15 protein-coding genes, 1 pseudogene and 1 riboswitch are annotated in these 22,895 nt (G+C 71.8%); of the genes and pseudogenes, 5 read left to right on the forward strand and 11 right to left on the reverse strand.

The genetic code is table 11. The features are described 5' to 3' along the window. Window positions 1-57: 57 nt before the first annotated feature. The 3 genes from ACZ6MA_RS11775 to ACZ6MA_RS11785 all read right to left on the reverse strand — a co-directional run bounded on the left by ACZ6MA_RS11775 (window position 58) and on the right by ACZ6MA_RS11785 (window position 4,090). The gene (locus ACZ6MA_RS11775) at window positions 58-861 is read right to left on the reverse strand and encodes a M23 family metallopeptidase (RefSeq protein WP_469433154.1); all 804 of its coding nucleotides are present in this window, start codon (window positions 859-861) and stop codon (window positions 58-60) included. Window positions 862-874: 13 nt separating this feature from the next. Next, a riboswitch (cyclic di-AMP (ydaO/yuaA leader) is annotated at window positions 875-1,028 on the reverse strand. A 297-nt stretch (window positions 1,029-1,325) separates the two neighbouring features. Further along, complete coding sequence (locus ACZ6MA_RS11780; protein ID WP_469433155.1) at window positions 1,326-2,693, reverse strand: M16 family metallopeptidase; 1,368 nt, start codon at window positions 2,691-2,693, stop codon at window positions 1,326-1,328. Between the two features lie 47 nt (window positions 2,694-2,740). Beyond that, entirely contained in the window at window positions 2,741-4,090 is a 1,350-nt protein-coding gene (locus tag ACZ6MA_RS11785; RefSeq protein WP_469433157.1) for a M16 family metallopeptidase, read from the reverse strand. Window positions 4,091-4,327: 237 nt separating this feature from the next. Between ACZ6MA_RS11785 and ACZ6MA_RS11790 the strand changes: the two genes are divergently transcribed. Then, on the forward strand, window positions 4,328-6,790 hold the full coding sequence (locus ACZ6MA_RS11790; protein ID WP_469433030.1) for a DNA gyrase/topoisomerase IV subunit A: 2,463 nt from the start codon (window positions 4,328-4,330) through the stop codon (window positions 6,788-6,790). A gap of 7 nt (window positions 6,791-6,797) precedes the next feature. Here the strand turns inward: ACZ6MA_RS11790 and ACZ6MA_RS11795 are convergent, their stop codons facing one another. Further along, window positions 6,798-7,919 (reverse strand): CobW family GTP-binding protein, encoded by a 1,122-nt coding sequence (locus ACZ6MA_RS11795; RefSeq protein WP_469433158.1) that lies wholly within the window; start codon window positions 7,917-7,919, stop codon window positions 6,798-6,800. Window positions 7,920-8,329: 410 nt separating this feature from the next. Between ACZ6MA_RS11795 and ACZ6MA_RS11800 the strand changes: the two genes are divergently transcribed. Continuing rightward, window positions 8,330-9,307 carry a sucrase ferredoxin gene (locus ACZ6MA_RS11800; RefSeq protein ID WP_469433032.1) on the forward strand — a complete coding sequence of 326 codons (978 nt, stop codon included), beginning with the start codon at window positions 8,330-8,332 and terminating at the stop codon, window positions 9,305-9,307. On the opposite strand, the gene ACZ6MA_RS11805 is transcribed toward ACZ6MA_RS11800, so the two are convergent. Beyond that, window positions 9,291-10,346, reverse strand: coding sequence for an ABC transporter substrate-binding protein (locus ACZ6MA_RS11805; RefSeq protein WP_469433160.1), 1,056 nt, complete (start codon window positions 10,344-10,346; stop codon window positions 9,291-9,293). The genes ACZ6MA_RS11800 and ACZ6MA_RS11805 overlap by 17 nt on opposite strands. A 371-nt stretch (window positions 10,347-10,717) precedes the next feature. Between ACZ6MA_RS11805 and ACZ6MA_RS11810 the strand changes: the two genes are divergently transcribed. After that, the gene (locus ACZ6MA_RS11810) at window positions 10,718-12,355 is read left to right on the forward strand and encodes a sensor histidine kinase (RefSeq protein WP_469433033.1); all 1,638 of its coding nucleotides are present in this window, start codon (window positions 10,718-10,720) and stop codon (window positions 12,353-12,355) included. A gap of 56 nt (window positions 12,356-12,411) precedes the next feature. Further along, window positions 12,412-13,089, forward strand: coding sequence for a response regulator (locus tag ACZ6MA_RS11815; RefSeq protein WP_469433035.1), 678 nt, complete (start codon window positions 12,412-12,414; stop codon window positions 13,087-13,089). A 25-nt stretch (window positions 13,090-13,114) separates the two neighbouring features. Here ACZ6MA_RS11815 and ACZ6MA_RS11820 read toward each other — a convergent pair whose 3' ends face one another. The 3 genes from ACZ6MA_RS11820 to ACZ6MA_RS11830 all read right to left on the reverse strand — a co-directional run bounded on the left by ACZ6MA_RS11820 (window position 13,115) and on the right by ACZ6MA_RS11830 (window position 17,479). Then, window positions 13,115-14,710: a solute symporter family protein gene (locus ACZ6MA_RS11820; protein WP_469433037.1), complete on the reverse strand. Its 1,596-nt coding sequence runs from the start codon at window positions 14,708-14,710 to the stop codon at window positions 13,115-13,117. After that, a complete protein-coding gene (locus tag ACZ6MA_RS11825; protein ID WP_469433038.1) occupies window positions 14,707-15,177 on the reverse strand; it encodes a DUF485 domain-containing protein in 471 nt (156 codons plus the stop codon). Before ACZ6MA_RS11825 ends, ACZ6MA_RS11820 begins: the two co-directional genes overlap by 4 nt. Window positions 15,178-15,358: 181 nt before the next feature. Continuing rightward, on the reverse strand, window positions 15,359-17,479 hold the full coding sequence (locus tag ACZ6MA_RS11830; protein ID WP_469433040.1) for a DNA gyrase/topoisomerase IV subunit B: 2,121 nt from the start codon (window positions 17,477-17,479) through the stop codon (window positions 15,359-15,361). Between the two features lie 434 nt (window positions 17,480-17,913). On the opposite strand from ACZ6MA_RS11830, the gene ACZ6MA_RS11835 reads away from it, so the two are divergent. Next, on the forward strand, window positions 17,914-18,144 hold the full coding sequence (locus tag ACZ6MA_RS11835; protein ID WP_130881806.1) for a DUF7455 domain-containing protein: 231 nt from the start codon (window positions 17,914-17,916) through the stop codon (window positions 18,142-18,144). 502 nt (window positions 18,145-18,646) lie between these two features. Here ACZ6MA_RS11835 and ACZ6MA_RS11840 read toward each other — a convergent pair. The 3 genes and pseudogenes from ACZ6MA_RS11840 to ACZ6MA_RS11850 all read right to left on the reverse strand — a co-directional run. Further along, window positions 18,647-19,444 (reverse strand): annotated as a pseudogene (locus ACZ6MA_RS11840) (S1 family peptidase); the annotation flags it as partial. A gap of 231 nt (window positions 19,445-19,675) precedes the next feature. Beyond that, window positions 19,676-21,235, reverse strand: a complete 1,560-nt coding sequence (locus tag ACZ6MA_RS11845; RefSeq protein ID WP_469433042.1) for an RNA polymerase sigma factor — start codon at window positions 21,233-21,235, stop codon at window positions 19,676-19,678. 430 nt (window positions 21,236-21,665) lie between these two features. Beyond that, window positions 21,666-22,604 (reverse strand): FadR/GntR family transcriptional regulator, encoded by a 939-nt coding sequence (locus tag ACZ6MA_RS11850; RefSeq protein WP_469433043.1) that lies wholly within the window; start codon window positions 22,602-22,604, stop codon window positions 21,666-21,668. Window positions 22,605-22,895: the final 291 nt, after the last annotated feature.

Raw genomic sequence — 22,895 nt, forward strand, 5'->3', positions numbered from 1 at the left:
GGAGCCGGGGCCTTGGGCGGAACGAGGAGTGCGGGGCTGCCGCCCCGGACGCGGGGATCAGACGTTGACGCCGTGCGCGCGCAGGTAGGCGACGGGGTCGATGTCGGAGCCGTAGGTGGCGCCGGTACGGGCCTCGAAGTGCAGGTGCGGGCCGGTGACGTTGCCCGTGTCGCCCGAAAGGCCGATCTGCTGGCCGGCGGTGACCGTCTGGCCCGCGGAGACGCTGAGGGACGACAGGTGGCCGTACTGCGTGTAGGTGCCGTCGTTGTGCTTGATGACGATGTTGTTGCCGTACGCGCCGCCGAAGCCGGCCTCGACGACGGTGCCGGCACCGACGGCCTGCACGACGGTGCCCATGTCGGCGTGGAAGTCGACACCGGTGTGGCTGCCGGAGGACCACAGGCCGCTGGAGGCCTTGTAGGAGGTCGAGACGTAGCTGCCGTCGATCGGGGAGACGTAGGCGTTGAGGCGCTTGCGCTCCTCGTCGCGGGCGACGCGCTCCTTCTCGGCGCGCTCGGCCTCCGCCTTGCGCTTGGCCTCGTCGGCGCGCTGCTTGGCGTCCGCGGCCTTCTGCTTCGCGTCGGCCTCCGCCTTGAGCCGCGCCTCGGCCTCGTAGGCGGCGCTCTGCTGGGTGTCGGCCTGGGCGCCGATCCGGTCGGCGGTCTCGTCACCCATGACGACGGCCTGGGTGAGGCCGGTGTCCTGGACGCGCGGGGCGTCGTCGGTGGCGGCGATCGCCGGAGCGGCGAAGCCCGCGACCACACCGGTGGCGGTGAGCGTGGCGATGCCCGCCACGTTCGCGCCGACGCGGACGGCACGGCTCGGACGACGATGCTTGCCGGTGGCACCTATGAACGCCATGGGTGTGGCCATTCCTTTCCTTCCTTCTCGCCTACCGGGTTAGCTGACGGGTTCGGAGCAGGAAGGTCTCCTACGGCTCCCTCCGGAAAGGGACCCGATTCACCCCAGGGACTGTGGGTCCCCGGCTCCCCTGGCTCGCGCCATTGGGGACTCGGCGATGACTGACCGGTGCCGCGGATGCGGCTCACATCTGACGGGCAGCCGGACTGACGCTAATCCGGGTGTGTTTCGATCGACAAACAGAACGCAGCTTTTGTGTCGTACGCCACACGCCAGACATGCAACCTCTCCTTCAAAACGGACATAAGGGAGGCACGCGAGCCCCGTTGGCCCCGCGTGCCTCCCTTATGCGCTTATCTGCCGACCAGTTGGCCGTCCACCGGCCGCAGTGGCCGCGACAGGCGGGGGCCACCGGGCGCCCCCGGCCGCGAACCGTCGCGACCGGCCCGCGCCCCGACGTGCCGTCAGCCCTGGACGACCTTCACCTCTCCGATGCCCAGCGCCTTGACCGGCTCCAGGATCTCCGCGGCGTCACCCACCAGGACCGTCACGAGGCGGTCGGCCGGGAAGGCGCTCACGACGGCCGCGGTGGCCTCCACGGTGCCCGTCTCGGCGAGGCGCTCGTACAGGCGCGCCTGGAAGTCGTCCGGGAGGTGCTGCTCGACCTGGTCGGCGAGGGTGCCCGCGACGGCCGCCGCCGTCTCGTACTTCAGCGGGGCGACGCCCACGAGGTTCTGCACGGCGACGTCGCGCTCGGCGTCGGTCAGCCCCTCGGCGGCCAGGGTGCGCAGCACGGTCCACAGATCGGCCAGTGCCGGTCCGGTGGACGCGGTGTCCACGGAGCCGCTGATGGCGAGCATCGCGGCACCGGTCCCGTCGGGCGCCGAGCGGAGCACCTGGCCGAAGGAGCGCACGCCGTAGGTGTAGCCCTTCTCCTCGCGCAGGACGCGGTCCAGACGGGAGGTGAGGGTGCCGCCGAGGCAGTACGTGCCGAGCACCTGGGCGGGCCAGACGCGGTCGTGCCGGTCGCCGCCGATGCGGCCGATGAGCAGCTGGGTCTGCACCGCGCCGGGGCGGTCGACGATCACGACGCGGCCGGAGTCGTCCGCGGTGATCGGCGGTACGGGCCGGGCCTCGGCGGTGGAGCCGGTCCACGCGCCGAGGGAGTCGGCCAGCGCCTGGTCGAGGTCGACGCCGGTGAAGTCGCCGACGACCACGGCGGTCGCCGTGGCGGGGCGCACGTGCGCCTCGTAGAAGGCGCGGACGGCGGCGGCGTCGAGGCGCCCGACGGTCTCCTCGGTGCCCTGGCGGGGGCGGGACATCCGGGACTCGGCGGGGAAGAGTTCCTTGGAGAGCGCCATGGCGGCCCGGCGGGCGGGGTTGGCCAGCTCGTGCGGGATCTCGTCCAGCCGGTTGCGGACGAGGCGCTCGACCTCGCCGTCGGGGAACGCGGGGGCGCGCAGGGCGTCGGCGAGCAGGCCGAGCGCCTTGGGCAGCCGGGAGGCCGGGACCTCCAGGGAGACCCGGACCCCGGGGTGGTCGGCGTGCGCGTCGAGGGTGGCCCCGCAGCGCTCCAGCTCGGCCGTGAACTCCTCGGCGGTGTGCTTGTCGGTGCCCTCGGTCAGGGCGCGCGCCATGATCGTGGCGACGCCGTCGAGGCCCTGCGGCTCGGCCTCCAGGGGCGCCGCGAGGTTGATCTCGACGGCGATGATCTGCTGGCCGGGCCGGTGGCAGCGCAGCACGGTGAGGCCGTTGGGCAGCTCACCGCGCTCGGGGGCCGGGAAGGCCCACGGGGTGGCCTCGCCCGGCTGGGGGCGCGGGTGGAAGTCCATCGAAGGGGCTGCCGCGGTCTGGGGGCTGCTCGCGGGTGCGGCGTCGCTCACTGGGCCGTCTCGCTTTCCGTTGCGTTTCCTGCGTTCTCGTCGGCCTCGGGGGCGGTCGGCTCGTACACCAGCACGGCGCGGTTGTCGGGGCGCAGCCGGGCGGCGGCTACCTCGCGCACCTCCTCGGCGGTGATGTCCAGAACCCGGTCGACGGCGCTGAGGGCGAGCTGGGGGTCGCCGAACAGGACCGCGTAACGGCACAGTTCGTCGGCGCGGCCGCTGACCGTGGCGAGCCGGTCCAGCCATTCGCGCTCCAGCTGGGCCTGGGCGCGCTCCATCTCCTCGGGGGTCGGGCCCTCCGCGGCGAAGCGGGCCAGCTCCTCGTCGACGGCGCTCTCGATGTCCGGGACCTCGACGCCGCCGGACGTCTTGACGTCCAGCCAGCCGAGCGAGGGGGCGCCGGCCAGCCGCAGCAGGCCGAAGCCGGCGGCGACGGCGGTGCGGTCGCGCCGGACCAGCCGGTTGTGGAGGCGGGAGGACTCGCCGCCGCCGAGGACGGTGAGGGCGAGGTCGGCGGCGTCGGCCTCACGGGTGCCGTCGTGCGGCAGACGGTAGGCGGCCATCAGGGCGCGGGAGGGGACCTCCTCGCGCACGACCTCGCGCAACTGTTCGCCGATGATGTCGGGCAGGCTGCCGTCGCGCGGCGGCTGCTTGGCGTCGTGGGCGGGGATGGAGCCGAAGTACTTCTCGATCCAGGCGAGCGTGCGCTCGGGGTCGATGTCGCCGACGACCGACAGGACGGCGTTGCCCGGCGCGTAGTACGTGCGGAAGAAGGCGCGCGCGTCCTCCAGGGAGGCGGCGTCCAGGTCGGCCATCGAGCCGATCGGGGTGTGGTGGTACGGGTGGCCGTCGGGGTAGGCCATGGCCGTCAGCTTCTCGAACGCGGTGCCGTAGGGCACGTTGTCGTAGCGCTGGCGGCGCTCGTTCTTGACGACGTCGCGCTGGTTCTCCATCGACTCCTCGTCGAGGGCGGTCAGCAGCGAACCCATCCGGTCTGCTTCGAGCCACAGGGCCAGCTCCACCTGGTGGGCGGGCATGGTCTCGAAATAATTGGTGCGCTCGAAGCTGGTGGTGCCGTTGAGCGACCCGCCCGCGCCCTGCACCAGCTCGAAGTGGCCGTTGCCCTCGACCTGAGCCGAGCCCTGGAACATGAGGTGCTCGAAGAGGTGGGCGAGGCCGGTGCGGCCCTTGACCTCGTGGCGCGAGCCGACGTCGTACCAGAGGCAGACCGCGGCGACCGGGGTCTGATGGTCCTCGGAGAGCACCACCCTCAGGCCGTTGGCCAGCCGGTGCTCGGTCGCTGTCAGGCCGCCGGTACCGGCCTGTTGCGTGGCCGTGTGACCCATGGGCATGTACGTCCCTTCGATCGCTGGAGAAATCGCGTGCCGTCTCGCGGCGTCCGCCGCGGCGACCAGCGTGTGAACAGTTCTGTCACTGTATGCAAGCGCGCTGACATCTGGCGAAGTTCCCGTCACGGTGCGCTCTTACGGACGGGTCGCGGTCGGCGTTGTCAGTGGCGCGGTCCACAATGGTCGGCGTCAGACCCCCCACCTCGGCAATCGATCGAAGGAGCCGCAGCCGCGATGGCCCGCCGCAGCACGAAGACCCCGCCGCCGGACGACTTCGAGGAGCGCATCCTCGACATCGACGTCGTCGACGAGATGCAGGGCTCCTTCCTCGAGTACGCCTACTCGGTCATCTACTCGCGCGCTCTGCCCGATGCCCGGGACGGGCTCAAGCCCGTCCAGCGCCGCATCCTGTTCCAGATGAACGACATGGGGCTGCGCCCCGAGCGTTCGTATGTGAAGTGCGCCCGTGTCGTCGGCGAGGTGATGGGCAAGCTCCATCCGCACGGCGACGCGTCCATCTACGACGCCCTGGTCCGCATGGCCCAGCCGTTCTCCATGCGGGTGCCGCTGGTCGACGGGCACGGCAACTTCGGTTCGCTGGGCAATGACGACCCGCCCGCCGCGATGCGGTACACCGAGGCCCGGATGGCGGCGACGACGTCGCTGATGACCGAGTCCATCGACGAGGACACCGTCGACTTCACGCCGAATTACGACGGCAGCGAGCAGGAGCCGGTGGCCCTCCCGGCCGCCTATCCCAACCTGCTGGTCAACGGCGCGACCGGGATCGCGGTCGGCATGGCGACGAACATGCCGCCGCACAATCTGGGCGAGGTGATCGCCGCCGCCCGGCACCTGATCAAGCACCCAGGCGCCGACCTCGACACCCTCATGCGGTTCGTCCCCGGCCCGGACCTGCCCACGGGCGGCCGGATCGTCGGACTGAGCGGCATCCGGGACGCCTACGAGACCGGCCGCGGCACCTTCAAGATCCGCGCGACCGTCTCCGTGGAGAACGTGACGGCCCGCCGCAAGGGCATCGTCGTGACCGAGCTGCCGTTCACGGTGGGCCCGGAAAAGGTGATCGCCAAGATCAAGGACCTGGTCGGCTCGAAGAAGCTCCAGGGCATCGCCGACGTCAAGGACCTCACCGACCGCTCGCACGGGCTGCGCCTGGTCATCGAGGTGAAGAACGGCTTCAACCCGGAGGCCGTGCTCGAACAGCTCTACAAGCTGACGCCGATGGAGGAGTCCTTCGGCATCAACAACGTCGCACTGGTGGACGGCCAGCCGCTGACGCTGGGCCTCAAGGAGCTGCTGGAGGTCTATGTCGACCACCGCTTCGAGGTCGTGCGCCGCCGCAGCGAGTTCCGCCGCGGCAAGCGGCAGGACCGGCTGCACCTGGTCGAGGGCCTGCTGGTGGCCCTCATCGACATCGACGAAGTCATCCGGATCATTCGATCGAGTGAGAACGCGGCGCAGGCCAAGGAGTCACTCGTCGCGCGCTTCTCGCTCTCCGAGGTGCAGACGCAGTACATCCTCGACACCCCGCTGCGCCGCCTGACCAAGTTCGACCGCGTCGAGCTGGAGTCGGAGCGCGACCGGCTGACCGGCGAGATCGAGGAGCTGACCCGGATCCTGGAGTCCGACGCCGAGCTGCGCAAGCTCGTCTCGGGCGAACTGGCGGACGTGGCGAAGAAGTTCGGCACCGACCGTCGCACGGTGCTGCTGCAGTCGGCGGGCTCGCCCGTCTCCGCGGTGCCGCTGGAGGTCGCGGACGACCCCTGCCGGGTGCTGCTGTCCTCCACCGGGCTGCTGGCCCGTACGGCCAGCGCCGAGCCGTTCGCGCACGAGAGCGACCACGGCGAGGTCAAGCGCGTCAAGCACGACGTGATCGTCTCGGCGGTCCCGGCGACCGCGCGGGCGGACGTGGGCGCCGTCACCTCGGCCGGGCGGCTGCTGCGGCTGCCGGTGATCGATCTGCCGCAGCTCCCGGAGACGGCGTCGGCGCCGAATCTGTCGGGCGGCGCCCCGGTCTCGGAGTTCCTGACCCTTGAGGACGGCGAGCGGATCGTCTGCCTCACCACCTTGGACGAGTCCTCGCCGGGCCTCGCCATCGGCACGGAGCAGGGCGTCGTCAAGCGCGTGGTCCCCGACTATCCGGCCAACAAGGACGAGCTGGAGGTCATCGGCCTCAAGGACGGTGACCGCGTCGTCGGCGCGGTGGAGCTGCGCACGGGCGAGGAGGACCTGGTCTTCATCACGGACGACGCCCAGTTGCTGCGCTATCCGGCCGGCCAGGTACGGCCGCAGGGGCGGCCCGCGGGCGGCATGGCGGGGATCAAGCTCTCCGACGGGGCGAAGGTGATCTCCTTCACCGCCATCGATCCGGCGGGCGACGCCGTGGTGTTCACCGTGGCGGGCGCGCGCGGCACCCTGCTCGGCGCCTCGGAGACGACGGCGAAGCTGACGCCGTTCGACCAGTACCCCCGCAAGGGGCGGGCCACGGGTGGCGTGCGCTGTCAGCGGTTCCTCAAGGGCGAGGACTGCCTGGTGCTGGCCTGGGCGGGCGCGTCGCCTGCCCGCGCGGCGAACGCGGCGGGAGCCCCCGTCGAGCTGCCGGCCCCCGACCCGCGCCGCGACGGCTCCGGCGTGCCGCTGGCGAAGCCGGTGGCCGTCGTGGCGGGGCCGGTGTAGCGGCCGGTCAGCCCTGCGCGTACCGCAGGACGCCCCACATGCCGTGCTCGTCGGCGGTGGCGGTGTCCTGCGGGCCGGTTTCCCGGCAGGTCTCCAGCTCCTGTCGCAGCCCCTCGGCGTCGATACCCGAGCCGATCAGCACCAGCTGGGTCAGGCGCCGCGCGCCGCGCGCCCAGGGCTCCGGGTAGAAGCGCAGGAACCGGCCGACGGCGTGCACGGCGTACCGGTTGCGGGGATCAGCCGCCCCGAAGTGGACATAGCCCTTGATCCGGTAAAGGCCCTCGGGCCTGTTGTCGAGGAATGCCATGAGCCGGCGCGGGTTCATGGGTTCCTCGGCGGTGAAGGAGACGCTGTCGTAGGCGGTGTGCGGATGCGCCGCCCGGCGATGGCAGCCGTGGGCGTCGCAGTCGTGCGCGTCACCGTCGTATGTGTGGTCTTCGCCGGCGGTGGCGTCCGCGAACAGGTCCTCGAAGGACAGCTGGCCGATCGTCTCGGTCCTGGGCTTGCGGTCGAAGAACAGCTCCGGGTCGACCCGGCCGTGCGCGGCGGTGACCACGGCGGTGCCGTCACACAGGCCGTCGAGCGTCTCCCGCACCCGGCTCAGCTCCGCCTCGGCCACCCGGTCGGCCTTGTTCAGCACGACGAGGTCGGCGAGGGCGAGGTGGCGGTCCATTTCGGGGTGCCGGTTCCGGGTGGCGTCGAACTCCGCCGCGTCGACGACCTCGACCAGCCCGCCGTACACACTGTGCGGATCCTCGCTGGCGAGGACCATCCGGACCAGTTCCTCCGGCTCGGCCAGCCCGCTCGCCTCGATGACGATGACATCCATCCGGGCGGAGGGCCGGGTCAGCTTCTCCAGGTAGACGTCCAGCTCGCTCGCGTCGACGGCGCAGCACAGACAGCCGTTGCCGAGGGAGACGGCCCCGTCCACCTGCCCGGCGATCGCCATGGCGTCGATCTCGATCGAGCCGAAGTCGTTGACGATCGCGCCGATCCGGGTGCCGCCGCTGTTCCGCAGCAGATGGTTGAGCAGGGTCGTCTTCCCGGAGCCGAGGAAGCCCGCGAGCACGATCACCGGGATCTGCGGGCCCGCGGGCCGGGCGGCACCACCGGACGCGGAGGACCCGATCGGGTGATCCGCGTCCGCGGTGCCGGGCAGGGCCACATCGGCGTGCTCGCCGGGCTCGTCATAGGTCTCGCCGTAGACCTCGTCCGCCGTGCTGTACGTACCGTCCGTACCGGCCGTGCTGTCCGTGCTGTCCAAGGGGGTGGCGCCTCCATCACGCGTAGGGAACGGCGGAGTCCGGCTCCCGCGCCGGATAACGGCCCGTACGCGGCCCGGACACCGTCCACCCGCCCCAGGATAGGAGCGCGCCGGACGGTCCCGGAGAGCCGGTCCCGGCGCTCCCGCCCCACCGGTCCGGGCCACCCCCGGGCCCGCTCCCGGCCCCTACGTACCGGCCGCCCCGGTGGTCCTTCCGCGACAACACGGCCGGGCCACCGCGCGACTCCACGGAGGGTCAGGTTAGGCTTACCTTCGTGAGCACGTGCGCTACCGCATCCCGCCTCCTGACCGAGCCGCTGGCCGGCACCGCCGCCACCGCGCCGACGTGGCTGCTGATCGAGCAGCCCGGCCCGTGGGGCACGGACGCCCTCACCTCCAGCCACCTGGACCCCGTCGTGGGCCGGGCGCTCGGCGCGGCCGCCGAGGGCACCGGCGTGCGGATCGCGCTGATCCGCCGGCCGGGGCGGCACGCCGACTGCCACGAACCGGCCACCCAGCGGGTTTTCGCCGCCCACACCGCGCCGGGCCGCTCCTGGATGCGTACGGCCTCCGTGCCCGACCCCGCCGCTCTGACGGACCTGGACTTCGCCGCCCTCGGCGCGGGCGAGCACGGCGGGCTGTGGGAGCCCTACACGGGGGACCCCCTCGCGCTGGTGTGCACCAACGGCAAACGCGACCGCTGCTGCGCCCTGCTCGGCCGCCCGCTCGCCGCCGAGCTGGCCGCGTCCGACGGTCTGGAGGTCTGGGAGGTCACCCACATCGGCGGCCATCGCTTCGCGCCGACCCTCTTCGTCCTGCCGTACGGCTACGCGTACGGGCGGGCGACCGCGCACGGGGTCAAGAACGCCCTCGAAGCGGCGCGGAACGGCCGGATCGCGATCGCGGACTGCCGCGGCCGCTCGGCCTGGGAGCGCCCCGCCCAGGCCGCCGATCTGGCGGTACGGGAGCTGACCGGCGAGGAGGGCGCGGACGCGCTGGACGTGCTGCGGACCGAGGGCGCGGCGCCGCTGTGGTGCGTGACCGTCGGCCACCGCGACGGCCGCGCCTGGCGGGTCACCGTCGAGCAGGGCGCCGCCGAACCGCCGCGTCCGGAGAGCTGCGGCAGGGCGCTCGGCAGCCCGGCCCGGATGGACGTGCTGTCGGTCGACCGGCTTTCCCCGGCCGGCGCCTCGCAGCCCCCCGCGGCCCGTACGCGCTCGCCGCTGACGCTGTCCGTCAGCCCGCCTTCCTGACGAACTCGGTGGTGTAGGTCTTCTCCAGGTCCACCGAGGCGTTCTTCAGGACCGGGTCGAAGGACTTGAGGACCTTCAGGACGGTCTCGGGCCCGTCGGCGGGCATCACGCCGTCCTTGGTGAACATCGGCAGGGTGCTCTCGATCGCGCGGACGTAGAGGGCCTTGCCGCCCTTGGCGTAGTCGGCGGGCATTTTGTCGGCGATCTCCTCGGGGCTGTGCGCGGCCATCCATCTGAGCGTCTTGACCATGGCGTTGGCGAGCTTCTGGACGGTCTCCCGGTGGCCCTCCACCCAGCTGGTGTTCATGTAGAGGCTCGACGCGGGGTAAAGCCCGCCGAGCGCGGCCCGGGAGCCCTCGGGGGTGCGCATGTCCACGAGGATCCTGCCCAGGCCCTTGGCGAGGACCTGCGCGACCGTCGGTTCGGTGGTCATGCCGCCGTCGATCGAGCCCTGCTGGAGCGCGGAAACGAAGGTCTGGCCCGCGCCGACGGCCACCGGGGTGAACTCGCCGGCCTTCACCCCGCTCTTCACCGCCAGGTATTTCGTCAGGAAGTCGGTGGAGGAGCCGAGCCCGGTGACCCCGAGCTTGCGGCCCTTGAAGTCCCTGGGCGAGGTCATGTGGCCCGCGGCCCGCGTCGAGACCATCTCCACCTCCCCGGGCGTCCGGGCCAGTTGGACGACGGACTGCACCCGCTTGCCCTTGGCCTGGAGATCGAGGGTGTGGTCGTAGAAGCCGACCACACCCTGCACGTCGCCGGAGACGAGTGCGGTGGTGGCCTGCACCCCCGCGGGCTCGCTCAGGAGCTTGACCCTGACCCCTTCGTCGTGGAAATAGCCCAGGCGCTGGGTGAGCACCGCCGGCAGGTAGACGACCTTGTCGAGGCCACCGACCATGATCTTCACGGTGTCGCCCCTGACCGCTTCGGCGGCCCCGCCCGCCCTTGACGGCGATGCGCCGGTACAGCCCGCGAGGGCGACGCACAGCGCCCCCGCGACGGCCGCCGCGGCGACTTCGGTGAGCTTGCCGAACGTACGCATCATCTGTTCCTTAACGTCGGGAACGACGGCCGGGGTGGGGGGATCCGGCGGGGAGCCCATCGCCCGGGCCGCCGCCGTCCGTCCGTCCGTCCGCCTCCGCCACCGGCTCCGTGTTCCCGCGGTCACGGGTGGGGCCGGCACGGGCTGGAGGGTAGGTGTGGTGTCCGACACAGGGGCAGGCTTGTGAGCACTGTGGGACTTGAGAGCACGAACCCTGTTCTGCTCGTTTTGCTCGCGCCACCACAACGAATGCGACACGGGGGCTGGGCCGGGGGCCGCGGTCCCGCTACGTTCGACGCGGCCGCCGGTGCGAACTGCCGACGCGGCAATGCCGTGCCCCGCTTCGGGGCGACGACACGAAAGGGACACACATGCGCCCCCGGTGGCCCCGCCGCGTCTTCGCCCAGGTCCTCCTCGTCCAGCTCCTGATCACCACCGGCGTCACCACGCTCGCCGCCGGTCTCTTCCTCGCGCCGCTCGGCTCACAGCTGGACGACCAGGCCAAGCACCGGGCGCTGGCCATAGCGCAGACCACCGCCGCCCAGCCCGGCCTCGCCCGCGATCTGGTGGCCCACCGGCCGGCCCCCGGCGGCCCGGTGCAGGCCGGGGCCGAGCGCGTACGACGGGCCACCGGCGCGAGCTTCGTCGTGGTGGTCGACAACCGGGGCATCCGCTACTCGCACACCACCCCCTCGGAGATCGGCCGGCACGTCAGCACCGACCCCGGCCCGGCCCTGACCGGACGGGAGTGGACGGGCATCGAGCGGGGCACCCTCGGCCGCTCCGCACGCGGCAAGGTGCCCCTGCGCGACCAGCGGGGCGACATCGTCGGCGCCGTCTCCGTGGGCATCGCCTACGGCAGCGTGCGCGCCCTGCTGCTGGACGCCGTACCCGGCGTGCTGATGTACGCGGGCGCCGCGCTCGGCGTGGGCGCGCTGGCCGCGTGCGCCGTCTCCTGGCGGCTGCGCAAACGCACCCACGGCATCGAGCTGTCCGAGATATCCGCCCTCCTCGACGAGCGGGAGGCCATGCTGCACGGCATCCGCGAGGGGGTCCTCGCGCTCGACCGGCGCGGCCGGATCCGGCTGGTCAACGACGAGGCGCGGCGGCTGCTCGGGCTCGGCCCCCAGGCCACCGGGCGCCCGCTGGACGACGTCCTGCCGCCCGGCCGGACCACCGATGTGCTGGCCGGCCGGGTCGCGGGGGCGGACCTGCTCACCGTCTGGGGCGGCCGGGTCCTGGTCGCCAACCGGATGGACACCGCCGACGGCGGGGCGGTGGCGACCCTGCGCGACCGGACCGAGCTGGAGCTGCTCGGCCGGGAGCTGGACGGCATCCGGGGGCTGACCGAGGCGCTGCGCGCCCAGGACCACGAGCACGCCAATCAGCTGCACACCATCGTCGGGCTGCTGGAACTGGGCCGCTACGAACAGGCCGTGGCGTTCGTCGCGGAGGTCAGCGGTGCGCACCGGGCCACGGCCGAGCAGGTCACCGAGCGGGTGCGCGAGCCGATGGTCAGCGCCCTGCTGGTGGGCAAGAGCGCGGTCGCGGCGGAGCGGGGGGTGGCGCTGCGGGTGAGCGAGGCCACCCATCTGCCCCCGCGCGTGGTGGACTCGCGGGACCTGGTCACCGTGCTCGGCAATCTCGTGGACAACGCCCTGGACGCCGCCGGGACCGCGCGCGGCGGCACGGCGGGCGGGCGGCCCGCGGCCGAACCCTTCGTGGAGGTGGAGCTGCGCGCGGAGGGCTCCACGGTCGTCCTGCGGGTCTCGGACAACGGCCCGGGCGTCCCCGAGGAGGCCGCGGAGCTGGTGTTCACCGACGGCTGGTCCACCAAGGAGCCGCCCGCGCACCGCCGCCGCGGCCTCGGACTCTCGCTCGTACGGCGGCTGGCGGAACGGTACGGCGGTTCGGCCCGGGTGGGCGAACGGGACGGGGGCGGGGCGGTGTTCACCGTGGAGCTGCCGGAGGCACTGCGGGAACGGGAACGGGAAGGGGTGACGCGGTGAGCCCGGCGGCCGCGATGACGGGGAGACCGAGACGAGAAGACCGAAAGGGTGAAGCAGTGATCGAAGTCCTGGTCGTGGACGACGACTTCCGTGTCGCCGAGATCAACGCCGCGTACGTCGCGCGCGTTCCCGGCTTCCATGTCGTGGCCAAGGCCCACCACGCGGCACAGGCCCTGGCCCTGCTGGAGCGCGGCGGCATCGATCTGGTGCTGCTGGACCACTACCTGCCGGACGAGACGGGGCTGTCGCTGGTCCGCCGCATCCGGCAGCAGGGCCATCTCACCGACGTGATCATGGTGACCGCCGCCCGCGACATCGCGACCGTGCAGACGGCGATGCGCTACGGCGCCCTGCAGTACCTGGTCAAGCCGTTCGCCTTCCCCGCGCTGCGGGTGAAGCTGGAGGCCTATGCGCAGCTGCGCCGGACAATCGACGACGCCGAGGAGGCGGGGCAGGACCAGGTGGACCGGATCTTCGGCACGCTGCGCACCGCCGCGACCGCAGCTCCCCTGCCCAAGGGCCACTCCGCGCCGACCGCCGAGCTGATCCGTCAGGTGCTCTCGGCCGCGGCCTGTCCACTGTCGGCGCACGAGGTCGCGGAGCGCTCGGGACTCAGCCGCTCCACTGCCCAGCGCTATCTGAAGCGGCTGGAGGAGTCCGGCCGGCTCAGCCTCACCCTGCGCTACGGCGAGACGGGCCGGCCGGAGCACCGCTACGCCTGGGCGGCCCGGTGACCCGCCTGGTGGCCGGGCGGGGCGTTCAGGCCGCCCCGGCGCCCGTCAGCGAGCGCACCTCGGCCTCGGCGTGAGCGGCCTCGTCGGCGAGCCCGGGTGAGGTGAGGGTGCCGAGCCAGCCGGCCAGGAAACCGAGTGGCACGGACACCAGGCCCGGGTTCTCCAGCGGGAAGAGGGCGAAGTCGAGCCCGGGGAAGAGCGCCCCGGGGCCGCCGGAGACGACCGGGGAGAAGACGACGAGCGCCAGGGCGGGGACCAGGCCCCCGTAGACGGACCAGAGGGCGCCGCGCGTGGTGAACCGGCGCCAGAAGAGCGCGTAGAGCAGCACCGGCAGATTCGCGGACGCGGCGACGGCGAAGGCGAGGCCCACCAGGAACGCGACGTTGAGGTTCTGGGCGAGCAGCCCGAGTCCGATGGCGGCCGCGCCGGTGCCGACCGCCGCGACGCGCGCGACGGCGACCTCGCCGCGCACCGCGCGGCCCGTGCGGCGGCGCCGTGTGGCGTAGAGGTCGTGGGCGACGGACGCGGAGGAGGCGAGGGTGACCCCGGCGACGACCGCGAGGATGGTGGCGAAGGCGACGGCCGCGACGACGGCGAAGAGGATCGTTCCGCCGGTGGAGCCCGCGCCGCCGCCCAGGTCGAGGGCGAGCAGCGGTACGGCCGTGTTCCCGGAAGGGCTGGAGGCGCGTACGGCCTCGGTGCCGAGCACGGCCGCGGCTCCGAAGCCGAGGACGATCGTCATGAGGTAGAAGCCGCCGATGAGGCCGATCGACCAGACGACCGACCGGCGGGCGGCGCGGGCGGTCGGCACGGTGGAGAAGCGCGCGAGGATGTGCGGGAGCCCGGCGGTGCCGAGGACCAGGGCGATGCCGAGGCTGATGAAGTCCAGTCGCGCCGTCCAGTCGCCGCCGTATTTCAAACCCGGGGCGAGGAAGGCGCTGCCGTGACCGCTGCGGTCGGCGGCCGAGGTGAGCAGGGCCGAGAAATCGCCGTGGAAGCGGATCAGCACGAGCGTGGTCAGCGCGACCGTGCCGCCCATCAGCAGGACCGTCTTGACGATCTGGATCCAGGTGGTGGCCCGCATGCCGCCGAGGGCGACGTAGAGGACCATCAGGGTGCCGACGCCGACGACGGTCCAGGTGCGGGCCCGCCCGCCCGTACCGCCCAGCAGCAGCGCCATCAGGCTGCCCGCCCCGACCATCTGGGCGACCAGGTAGAGGACCGAGACGGTGACGGAGGAGATGCCCGCGGCCGTCCGGACGCGTGGTGCGCTCAGCCGGGCGGCCAGGACGTCGGCGAGGGTGAACCGGCCACAGTTGCGGACCAGTTCGGCGACGAGGAACAACACGACGAGCCAGGCGACGAGGAAGCCGACGGAGTAGAGCACCCCGTCGTAGCCGAAGAGGGCGATGAGCCCGGAGATACCGAGGAAGGAGGCGGCGGACATGTAGTCACCGGCGAGGGCGAAACCGTTCTCCATGGGGGAGAACATCCGCCCGCCCGCGTAGAACTCCTCGGGCGAGCCGCGCCGCACCCGGCCGGCCCAGGCACTGATGGCGAGGGTGACCACGACGATGACGCTGAACAGGCCCAGTGCCAGGCCCTGGTGCGTGCCGGTCAACGCGTTTCCCCCCGCGCCGGCGGGACGGCGCCGCCCGCCCGCTCCGGCTCCCGCCGGGTCGCCAGCGCGACCGCCCAGCGCAGCTCCAGGGCCGCCGGATCGCGGTGGGAGCGGGCGTGCCGGACGTAGGCCCAGGTGAGCAGGAAGGTCGTGGCGAACTGGCCGAGCCCGAGGAGCATCGCGAGGTTGCACGCGCCGGCCACGGGCCGGGCCATCAGCGCCGGTGCGGCGGTGGCCAGCACCAGATACCCGAGGTACCAGCCGAGGAAGGCGACGGTCGCGGGGAAGACGAACCCCCGGTAGCGGCGGCGCACTTCACGGAAGGCGGCACCGCGCTGGACCTCCCGGTAGACACCCGACGGATCGCGCGCGGCCTCCGGCCCCGCACGGCCCCCGGGCGGCGCGCACGGCGTGGGGCCATCCGTCAGGCGAACCGTTCCGGCACTGCCTTCGTCGTCCTTCTCCACCGAACTCTCCTTGGTCGCCGCGCTCGTTGGCCGGGGCCCAAGAATGGTCAGAACAGGGAGATCCGGATCCCCGCAACACCGCGACGTTCACCCCATCAGGTGATGGGGCCGGGGAGCCCGGAGAGATCCGGGTACGCGCGTGCCTCCGGCCGGAGGCACGGGGCTTCGCGGCCCGCCCGGGTCAGGCGTCGATGCGCGAGCGGTCCAGGGTGGCGGCGGAGTTGGTGATGAACTCCTTGCGCGGGGCGACCTCATTGCCCATCAGCAGGTCGAAGGCGCGCTCGGCCGCCTCCAGGTCGCTGATGTTGATCCGCCGCAGGGTGCGGTGGCGCGGGTCCATCGTGGTCTCCGCGAGCTGGTCGGCGTCCATCTCGCCGAGACCCTTGTAGCGCTGGATGCCGTCCTTGTACGGCACCTTCTTGCGGTCCAGGTCCATCAGCGTCTGACGCAGCTCGCTGTCGGAGTAGGTGTAGATGTACTTGTCCTGCCCCTTCTTGGGGCGGGTCAGCTCGATCCGGTGCAACGGGGGAACGGCCGAGAAGACCCGGCCCTCCTCGACCATCGGCCGCATGTAGCGCTGGAAGAGCGTGAGCAGCAGACAGCGGATGTGCGCGCCGTCGACATCGGCGTCGGCGAGGAAGATGACCTTCCCGTACCGCGCGGCGTCGATGTCGAAGGTCCGGCCGGATCCTGCTCCTATCACCTGGATGATCGCGCCGCACTCGGCGTTCTTGAGCATGTCCGAGACCGACGACTTCTGGACATTGAGGATCTTGCCGCGGATCGGCAGCAGCGCCTGGAACTCGGAATTGCGGGCCAGCTTGGCCGTGCCCAGCGCCGAGTCGCCCTCGACGATGAACAGCTCGCTGCGCTCGACGTCGTCACTGCGGCAGTCGGCGAGCTTGGCCGGCAGGGAGGAGGACTCCAGGGCGGTCTTCCGCCGCTGGGCCTCCTTGTGCTGCCGGGCGGCGATGCGGGTACGGGCCGCGGCGACGACCTTCTCCAGGACGGCCCGCGCCTGCTGCTTGGCGTCGCGCTTGGTGGAGGCCAGGAACGCCTTGAGCTCCTTGGCGACCACGTTCGCCACGATCCGCGAGGCGGCCGAGGTCCCCAGGACCTCCTTGGTCTGCCCCTCGAACTGCGGCTCGGCCAGCCGGACGGTCACGACCGCGGTGAGCCCCTCCATGGCGTCGTCCTTGACGACGTCGTCCTCGGCGACCCGCAGCAGCTTGGACGAGCGCAGGACCTCGTTGACGGTCTTGGTGATCGAGCGCTCGAATCCGGCCACATGCGTGCCGCCCTTGGGGGTGGCGATGATGTTGACGAAGGACTTCACGTTCGTCTCGTAGCCGGTGCCCCACCGCAGGGCGATGTCCACCCCGAGTTCCCGGGTGACCTCGGTGGGCGTCATGTGGCCGCGCTCGTCGAGGACGGGCACGGTCTCCTTGAAGGTGCCCTGGCCCGTCAGCCGGAGCACGTCGCAGACGGCCTTGTCCTGCGCGAGGTACTCGCAGAACTCGCCGATGCCCCCGTCGTAGCGGAAGGTCTCCTCGGTGGCGGTCTCGCTCTCGATCCCCCGCTCGTCGCGGACGACGATGGTCAGCCCCGGCACGAGGAACGCGGTCTGCCGGGCCCGACCGTAGAGGTGATCCAGGGAGAGCTTGGCGTCCTTGAGGAAGATCTGGCGGTCCGCCCAGTAACGGATCCGGGTGCCGGTGCGGGTCTTGGGGACCTTCTTGCTCTTGAGCAGGCCGTTGGCCGGGTCGAAGGGCGCGTCCGGGCCGGATTCGGTGAAGATGCCGGGAACGCCGCGCCGGAAGCTGATGGCGTGGGTCCTGCTGCCGCGGTCGACTTCGACGTCCAGGCGGGCGGAGAGGGCGTTGACGACGGACGCGCCGACGCCGTGCAGACCTCCGGAGGCCGCGTACGAGCCGCCGCCGAACTTTCCGCCGGCGTGCAGCTTGGTCATCACGACCTCGACGCCGGACAGCCCGGTCTTGGGCTCGACGTCCACGGGGATGCCCCGGCCGTTGTCCCGCACCTCCACCGAGCCGTCCTCGTGGAGGATCACCTCGATGCGGTCGCAGTACCCGCCGAGCGCCTCGTCGACGGAGTTGTCGATGATTTCCCAGAGGCAGTGCATCAAACCGCGGCTGTCGGTCGAGCCGATATACATGCCGGGGCGCTTGCGGACGGCTTCGAGACCCTCGAGGACGAGCAGGTGCCGCGCGGTGTAGTTGGATCCGTCCCGGTCTGCCCCGGTCAGCAACGCAGTGGACGGCACGGACGTTTCGGCGGTCACGCGGTTCGCTCCTCGCTGAATTTCTGTACTGGCCCGGGTACGGGCACAGTGGTGGCTCGGTCGCCGTTCAGAGGGTACCGAGGCCTGGTAGAGCCTTTGTGCCGCCACCCACGGGAGCGCCCATGCTAGTCCAGCTTCGCTCAAGCGTTCGATACCCCGATGGAGTGACGTGCACATCACGTTCCCTTGGAGGCATGAACCATTTAGGCTCCGGGCACGTCCTCAAGAACAACCCGGCAAGCCGGCCGGGCGGACGAAAGACCCCCAGCGACGTGAAACCGTAAGCCCACGCAATACGGCTCATTCGCCGCCAACCGTCAAGATCCGGCACCCTCGGAAGGAAGTTTCGAGGAAAAGCCACGAGCGGGAACGTTTTCGGCCTGGTTGGATGTTGACCCTGGTACGACAGCTCGTCGAGCTAGAGAAGAGGCGACGTGACTACTGTTCTGACCCCCGCGAGCCCGCTGACGGCCGCTGACCGCTGCGACCGGTGCGGCGCTCAGGCTTACCTGCGCGTCGTTCTCATGAGCGGCGGTGAACTGCTCTTCTGCGCTCACCATGGGCGCAAGTTCGAGCCAGAACTCAAGAAGATCGCCGCGGAGATACAGGACGAGACGGAGCGGTTGACCGCTGCCCCGGCGTCCGCGTCCGATGAGGACCGCTGAGTCCGCAGCAAATAGCTGACACATCGCATCCGACGACGAGCGAGGTCCGGCCATCCAGGGCCGGGCAGCCGCGGGCGGCCACCCCCACGGGGGAGGCCGCCCGCTCTCGTACGTCCGGACGCCTTTCGGGTGCCCGCCCCGGCCCGGGAGGAGGCCTCAGGCGGCCTCAGGGGGGTCACTGCGGCCCCCGCCCACGGGGGTCCGCACTCGGCGGCGCCTCCCCACCGGGGGGCCGCGAGGGGGGCTGCTGGGCGATCCGCTCCGGGCGGGCCTCCAAGGCGGCCCGCGGCGACGTCTTCCCAGCCGTTTCCTCCTCCGGCTCCTCCGGCGGAGCGGCGGGCTCCGACCGGTCCGTGCGCGCCGTGCGCGACAGCGGGACGGGGGGCGCCACCGGGACCATGACGGGCGAGGCGGCCGGCGGCGGGCCGGCAGGCGGCGGCGCGGCGGGTGGCGCGGGAGGCGGCGGCCCGGTGGGCGAAGCCGGTGCGGCCCCGCCCTTGTGCGCCGCCACCAGCGTCGCGACCGCCGACACGCGCGTGTACACCCCGGGGTGCCCCGCCTGGGCGCAGCCACTCCCCCAGGACACCAGCCCGACCAGCTTTCCCTTGGCCACGAGCGGCCCGCCGCTGTCTCCCTGGCAGGCGTCCCGGCCGCCTTCGGGCCGCCCCCCGCACAGCATCGAGGCCCGCCGGTACGCACCTTCCGGGCCGCCCGGGTAGGCCTGCTCGCAGAAGACGTCGTCCAGGACGAACACACCGGCCGCCCGCAGCGTCTCCGCGTAGGTGCCGTTGCCCAGCGTGTCCCCCCAGCCGTAGACCTTGGCGGGCGTGCCGGGCCGGTAGGCGGAGTCGCCGGCCTGCGCCATGGCGATCGGATATTTTTCCGGCACCTGTTCCGCCAGAGTGAGTACGGCGACGTCCCCGGCGTTGGTCGTCGCGTCGAACCCGGGGTTGACCCAGGTGTCCCGCAGCGCCACCTCGGAACCGCTCCCGCCCCGCAGATCGCCGCGCCCCACGATGACCCGGAGATCCTTCGCCTCGTCCACGTCCACACCGAGCACCTCGCGGCTGAGGCAGTGCGCCGCGGTGACGACCGTGGTACGGCCGACCAGGACCCCGCCGCAGAACTGCCCCGACCGCGCGGCACCGAACCGCTCACGGCTCGCCAGAGCCACCACCCAGGGCGCCTCGGAGGCATTGACGGGCTGCCCGCCGATGACCACCCGGTCCGCGACGGCCGGACCGGGGGCCGCCAGCAGCAGCGCGACCGCGCCGGCGAGCGGGTAGCTCAGTGCACGCATACAGTCTCCTGACCCTGCGGAGTTAGTCGCATACCCAGGGTCGATGCGAAGAGTATTCGGCGCATCCGGAAGAAAGACCGGCCGACCGGAAAACCCGGCGGTGCGGGCAGCCGAAATGGCGCGAGGCCCGGCACCCTCTCAGGGGGCCGGGCCTCGCGCCATTCGTTCCGCATTCCCCCGTATTCCACCCGGTGCCCGTGCGGAGGGAGCCGGATGAGGGGGAGGGCGGATTTAATCCAGGTAGTCGCGCAGGACCTGCGAGCGCGACGGGTGGCGCAGCTTCGACATCGTCTTCGACTCGATCTGACGGATGCGCTCACGCGTCACCCCGTAGACCTTGCCGATCTCGTCGAGGGTCTTCGGCTGGCCGTCGGTGAGGCCGAAGCGCATGGAGACCACGCCCGCCTCCCGCTCGCTGAGCGTGTCCAGGACGGAGTGCAGCTGCTCCTGGAGAAGGGTGAAGCTGACCGCGTCGGCCGGCACGACCGCCTCGGAGTCCTCGATGAGGTCACCGAACTCGCTGTCGCCGTCCTCACCCAGGGGGGTGTGGAGGGAGATCGGCTCACGGCCGTACTTCTGGACCTCGATGACCTTCTCGGGGGTCATGTCGAGTTCCTTGGCCAGCTCCTCCGGGGTGGGCTCGCGGCCCAGGTCCTGGAGCATCTGGCGCTGGACACGCGCGAGCTTGTTGATGACCTCGACCATGTGCACCGGGATACGGATGGTGCGGGCCTGGTCGGCCATCGCGCGCGTGATCGCCTGGCGGATCCACCAGGTCGCGTAGGTCGAGAACTTGTAACCCTTGGTGTAGTCGAACTTCTCGACCGCACGGATGAGACCGAGGTTGCCTTCCTGGATGAGGTCCAGGAAGAGCATGCCGCGACCGGTGTAGCGCTTGGCCAGCGAGACCACCAGGCGGAGGTTGGCCTCCAGGAGGTGGTTCTTGGCGCGGCGGCCGTCCTCGGCGATGATCTCCAGCTCGCGCTTGAGCTTCGGCGCGAGCTTGTCGGCGTTCGCCAGCTTGTCCTCGGCGAACAGACCGGCCTCGATGCGCTTGGCGAGTTCGACCTCCTGCTCCGCGTTGAGGAGGGGGACCTTGCCGATCTGCTTGAGGTAGTCCTTGACCGGGTCGGCCGTGGCACCGGCCACCGCGACCTGCTGCGCGGGGGCGTCGTCCTCGTCGTCGTCGGAGAGGACGAAGCCCTTGTTCTCGCCGGTCTCGTCCTCGTCGTCACCCTTGCCCGGGGTGGGGGTCTCCTCGACGACCTCGTCGTCGAGCAGCTCGTCGGCGTCCTTCTTGGAGGCGGTCTTCTTGGCCGCCGTCTTCTTGGCGGTGGCCTTCTTCGCCACCGTCTTCTTGGCCGCCGTCTTCTTGGCGGCGGTCTTCTTGGCGGGCGCGCCCATGGCCTCGTCACCCTCCTCGTCCCCGTACGCGCCACCCTGGGCGGACGTGGTGGACGCGGAGGACGTGGACCTGGCCGTGACCGTCTTGGACGAGACGGCCTTGGTGGCGGTGCGCTTCGCCGGGCTCTTCGCTGCGACGCTCTTGCGGGTGCGCTTGGGCGCCTCTGCGGCACTGACCATCAGCGTCACACCCTCCTCGTCGAGGACCTGGTTGAGGCTGCGCAGAACGTTCTTCCACTGGGTTGGCGGAATCTGGTCAGCCTCGAAGGCCCGACGCACGTCGTCGCCGGCGATCTGCCCCTCGGCCTTTCCCTGCTCGATGAGCGCCATCAGAGACTCGGATTCGGCGATCTCCGGCGGGAGCGTACGGGATGTGCTGGCCGACACGAACAACCTCTCGGAACGATGGAAACGGCTTCCGGCCCCGTCCGTAGCGGACCGGAGCCGACGACCGCCGGCAAGGATGAACCGACGGCGCGGGCGGGAGTGCAGAGCAACACAGCACCTCGATCGAGGCCCGTATTCCCTCAGCGTCTGCCACCTCTTTAGTCATCGCGCTTCGCCGGACAGCGTTACGCCCAATCCTCGTGGCCCGAGTCACACCCCATACCGGGATGCATCACCACTTAATTGGACGGATCACCCGGTTCCGTCGCGTCCCATCCCGGGGCCGGACCCGCTCCGGCCCTCCGTGAGGCCGCCCACCCGGCCCGCACGCACGGTCGTACGCGCGAGCCGCCACCGCGGCCCCGCGCGTACGGATCCGGCCGTACGACCCAGCCCGTACGGCCCCGTCCGTACGACCCCGGTCCCGCGATCAGTGCTCGCGCGGGGCGGGCACCACACGCTCGACGTCGGGGTGGGTGACGAGCAGCTGACGCATCGCGGCCTCCGCCCCGGCGGCGTCTCCGGCACCCACCGCGTCCACGATCCGCAGGTGCTGGCCGACTCCGGTCTCGGTGGGGCGGTCACAGCCGCTGACCGGGGCGCCCGAGACGTGCAGGGCGGCGGAGACGATGCCCGAGAGGTGCTCGAGCATGCGGTTGCCCGCGACCTGCAGGAGGAGGGAGTGGAACTCGGCGTCGGCGCGGGAGAAGGTGAGGGAGTCACCCTGGGCCAGGGCGTGGCCCATGATCTCGGCCATGTCGGCGAGGCGCTGCTGGACGTCCTCGCGCCCGTGTCCGGCCGCGAGCCGGGCGGCCAGCGGCTCGATGGTCCAGCGCAGCTCGCACAGCTCGCGGCGCTGGTCTTCCCGCTGGGGCCCGAAGGCCCGCCATTCGATGATGTCCGGGTCGAGGAGGTTCCAGTCGCTGACGGGACGGACGCGGGTGCCGACGTTGGGCCGGGCGCTGACCAGGCCCTTCGCCTCGAGGACGCGCAGGGACTCGCGGACGACGGTCCGGGAGACCTCGAAGCGCTGCCCGATCTCCTCCGGGACGAGCGGGCGGTCGGCGCCCAGGTCGCCGGAGACGATCATCTGGCCCAGCTGCTGGACGAGCTGGCCGTGCAGCCCTCGGCCGCGGCTGCCGGCCGCACGGCGGCCGGCCCGGCTCAGCTCCGTGTCACCGTCCCAGGCGGACGACGCCCCGCGGTCGGCCCCGGGGGCCTCCGCGTAGGAGTAACGGTCAAGCTCGCCCGATCCTGCGAGGCCGGAGTCGGCGGGGCGAGCCGCGGTCATCATGGTGTGCGCAAGGGTACTCACGCATCCTTTGTCGGCGACACGTTGAGAGCCCTTGAGGTCTTTGGTGAAAAGCACACGAAAGGGTGATCGCGCATTACCTCACAATTGACGCTCAATCGGACGGAATCGGGCACCGCCTCAGGGAGGGCGAGTGCGGAGCGTGACGACAATTCTGGTGAGGCCGGGACGTGACCGCCCGGCGTGATTACGCGGTGTGATCTCTTCGCCGGGACTGGGAGCCACGTACGGGCGCGAGCCCCGGGGCGAGGCCTTCGCCGCCTTTATCACGCGGGCCCCGTGCGGCAACCCGAGCGGGCCGACTGCCTCCGAGGCGAGGGGCGCGGCCCGGCGCGCGACCGCCTCCGG

This window comes from Streptomyces sp. NPDC042259, from assembly GCF_055582085.1.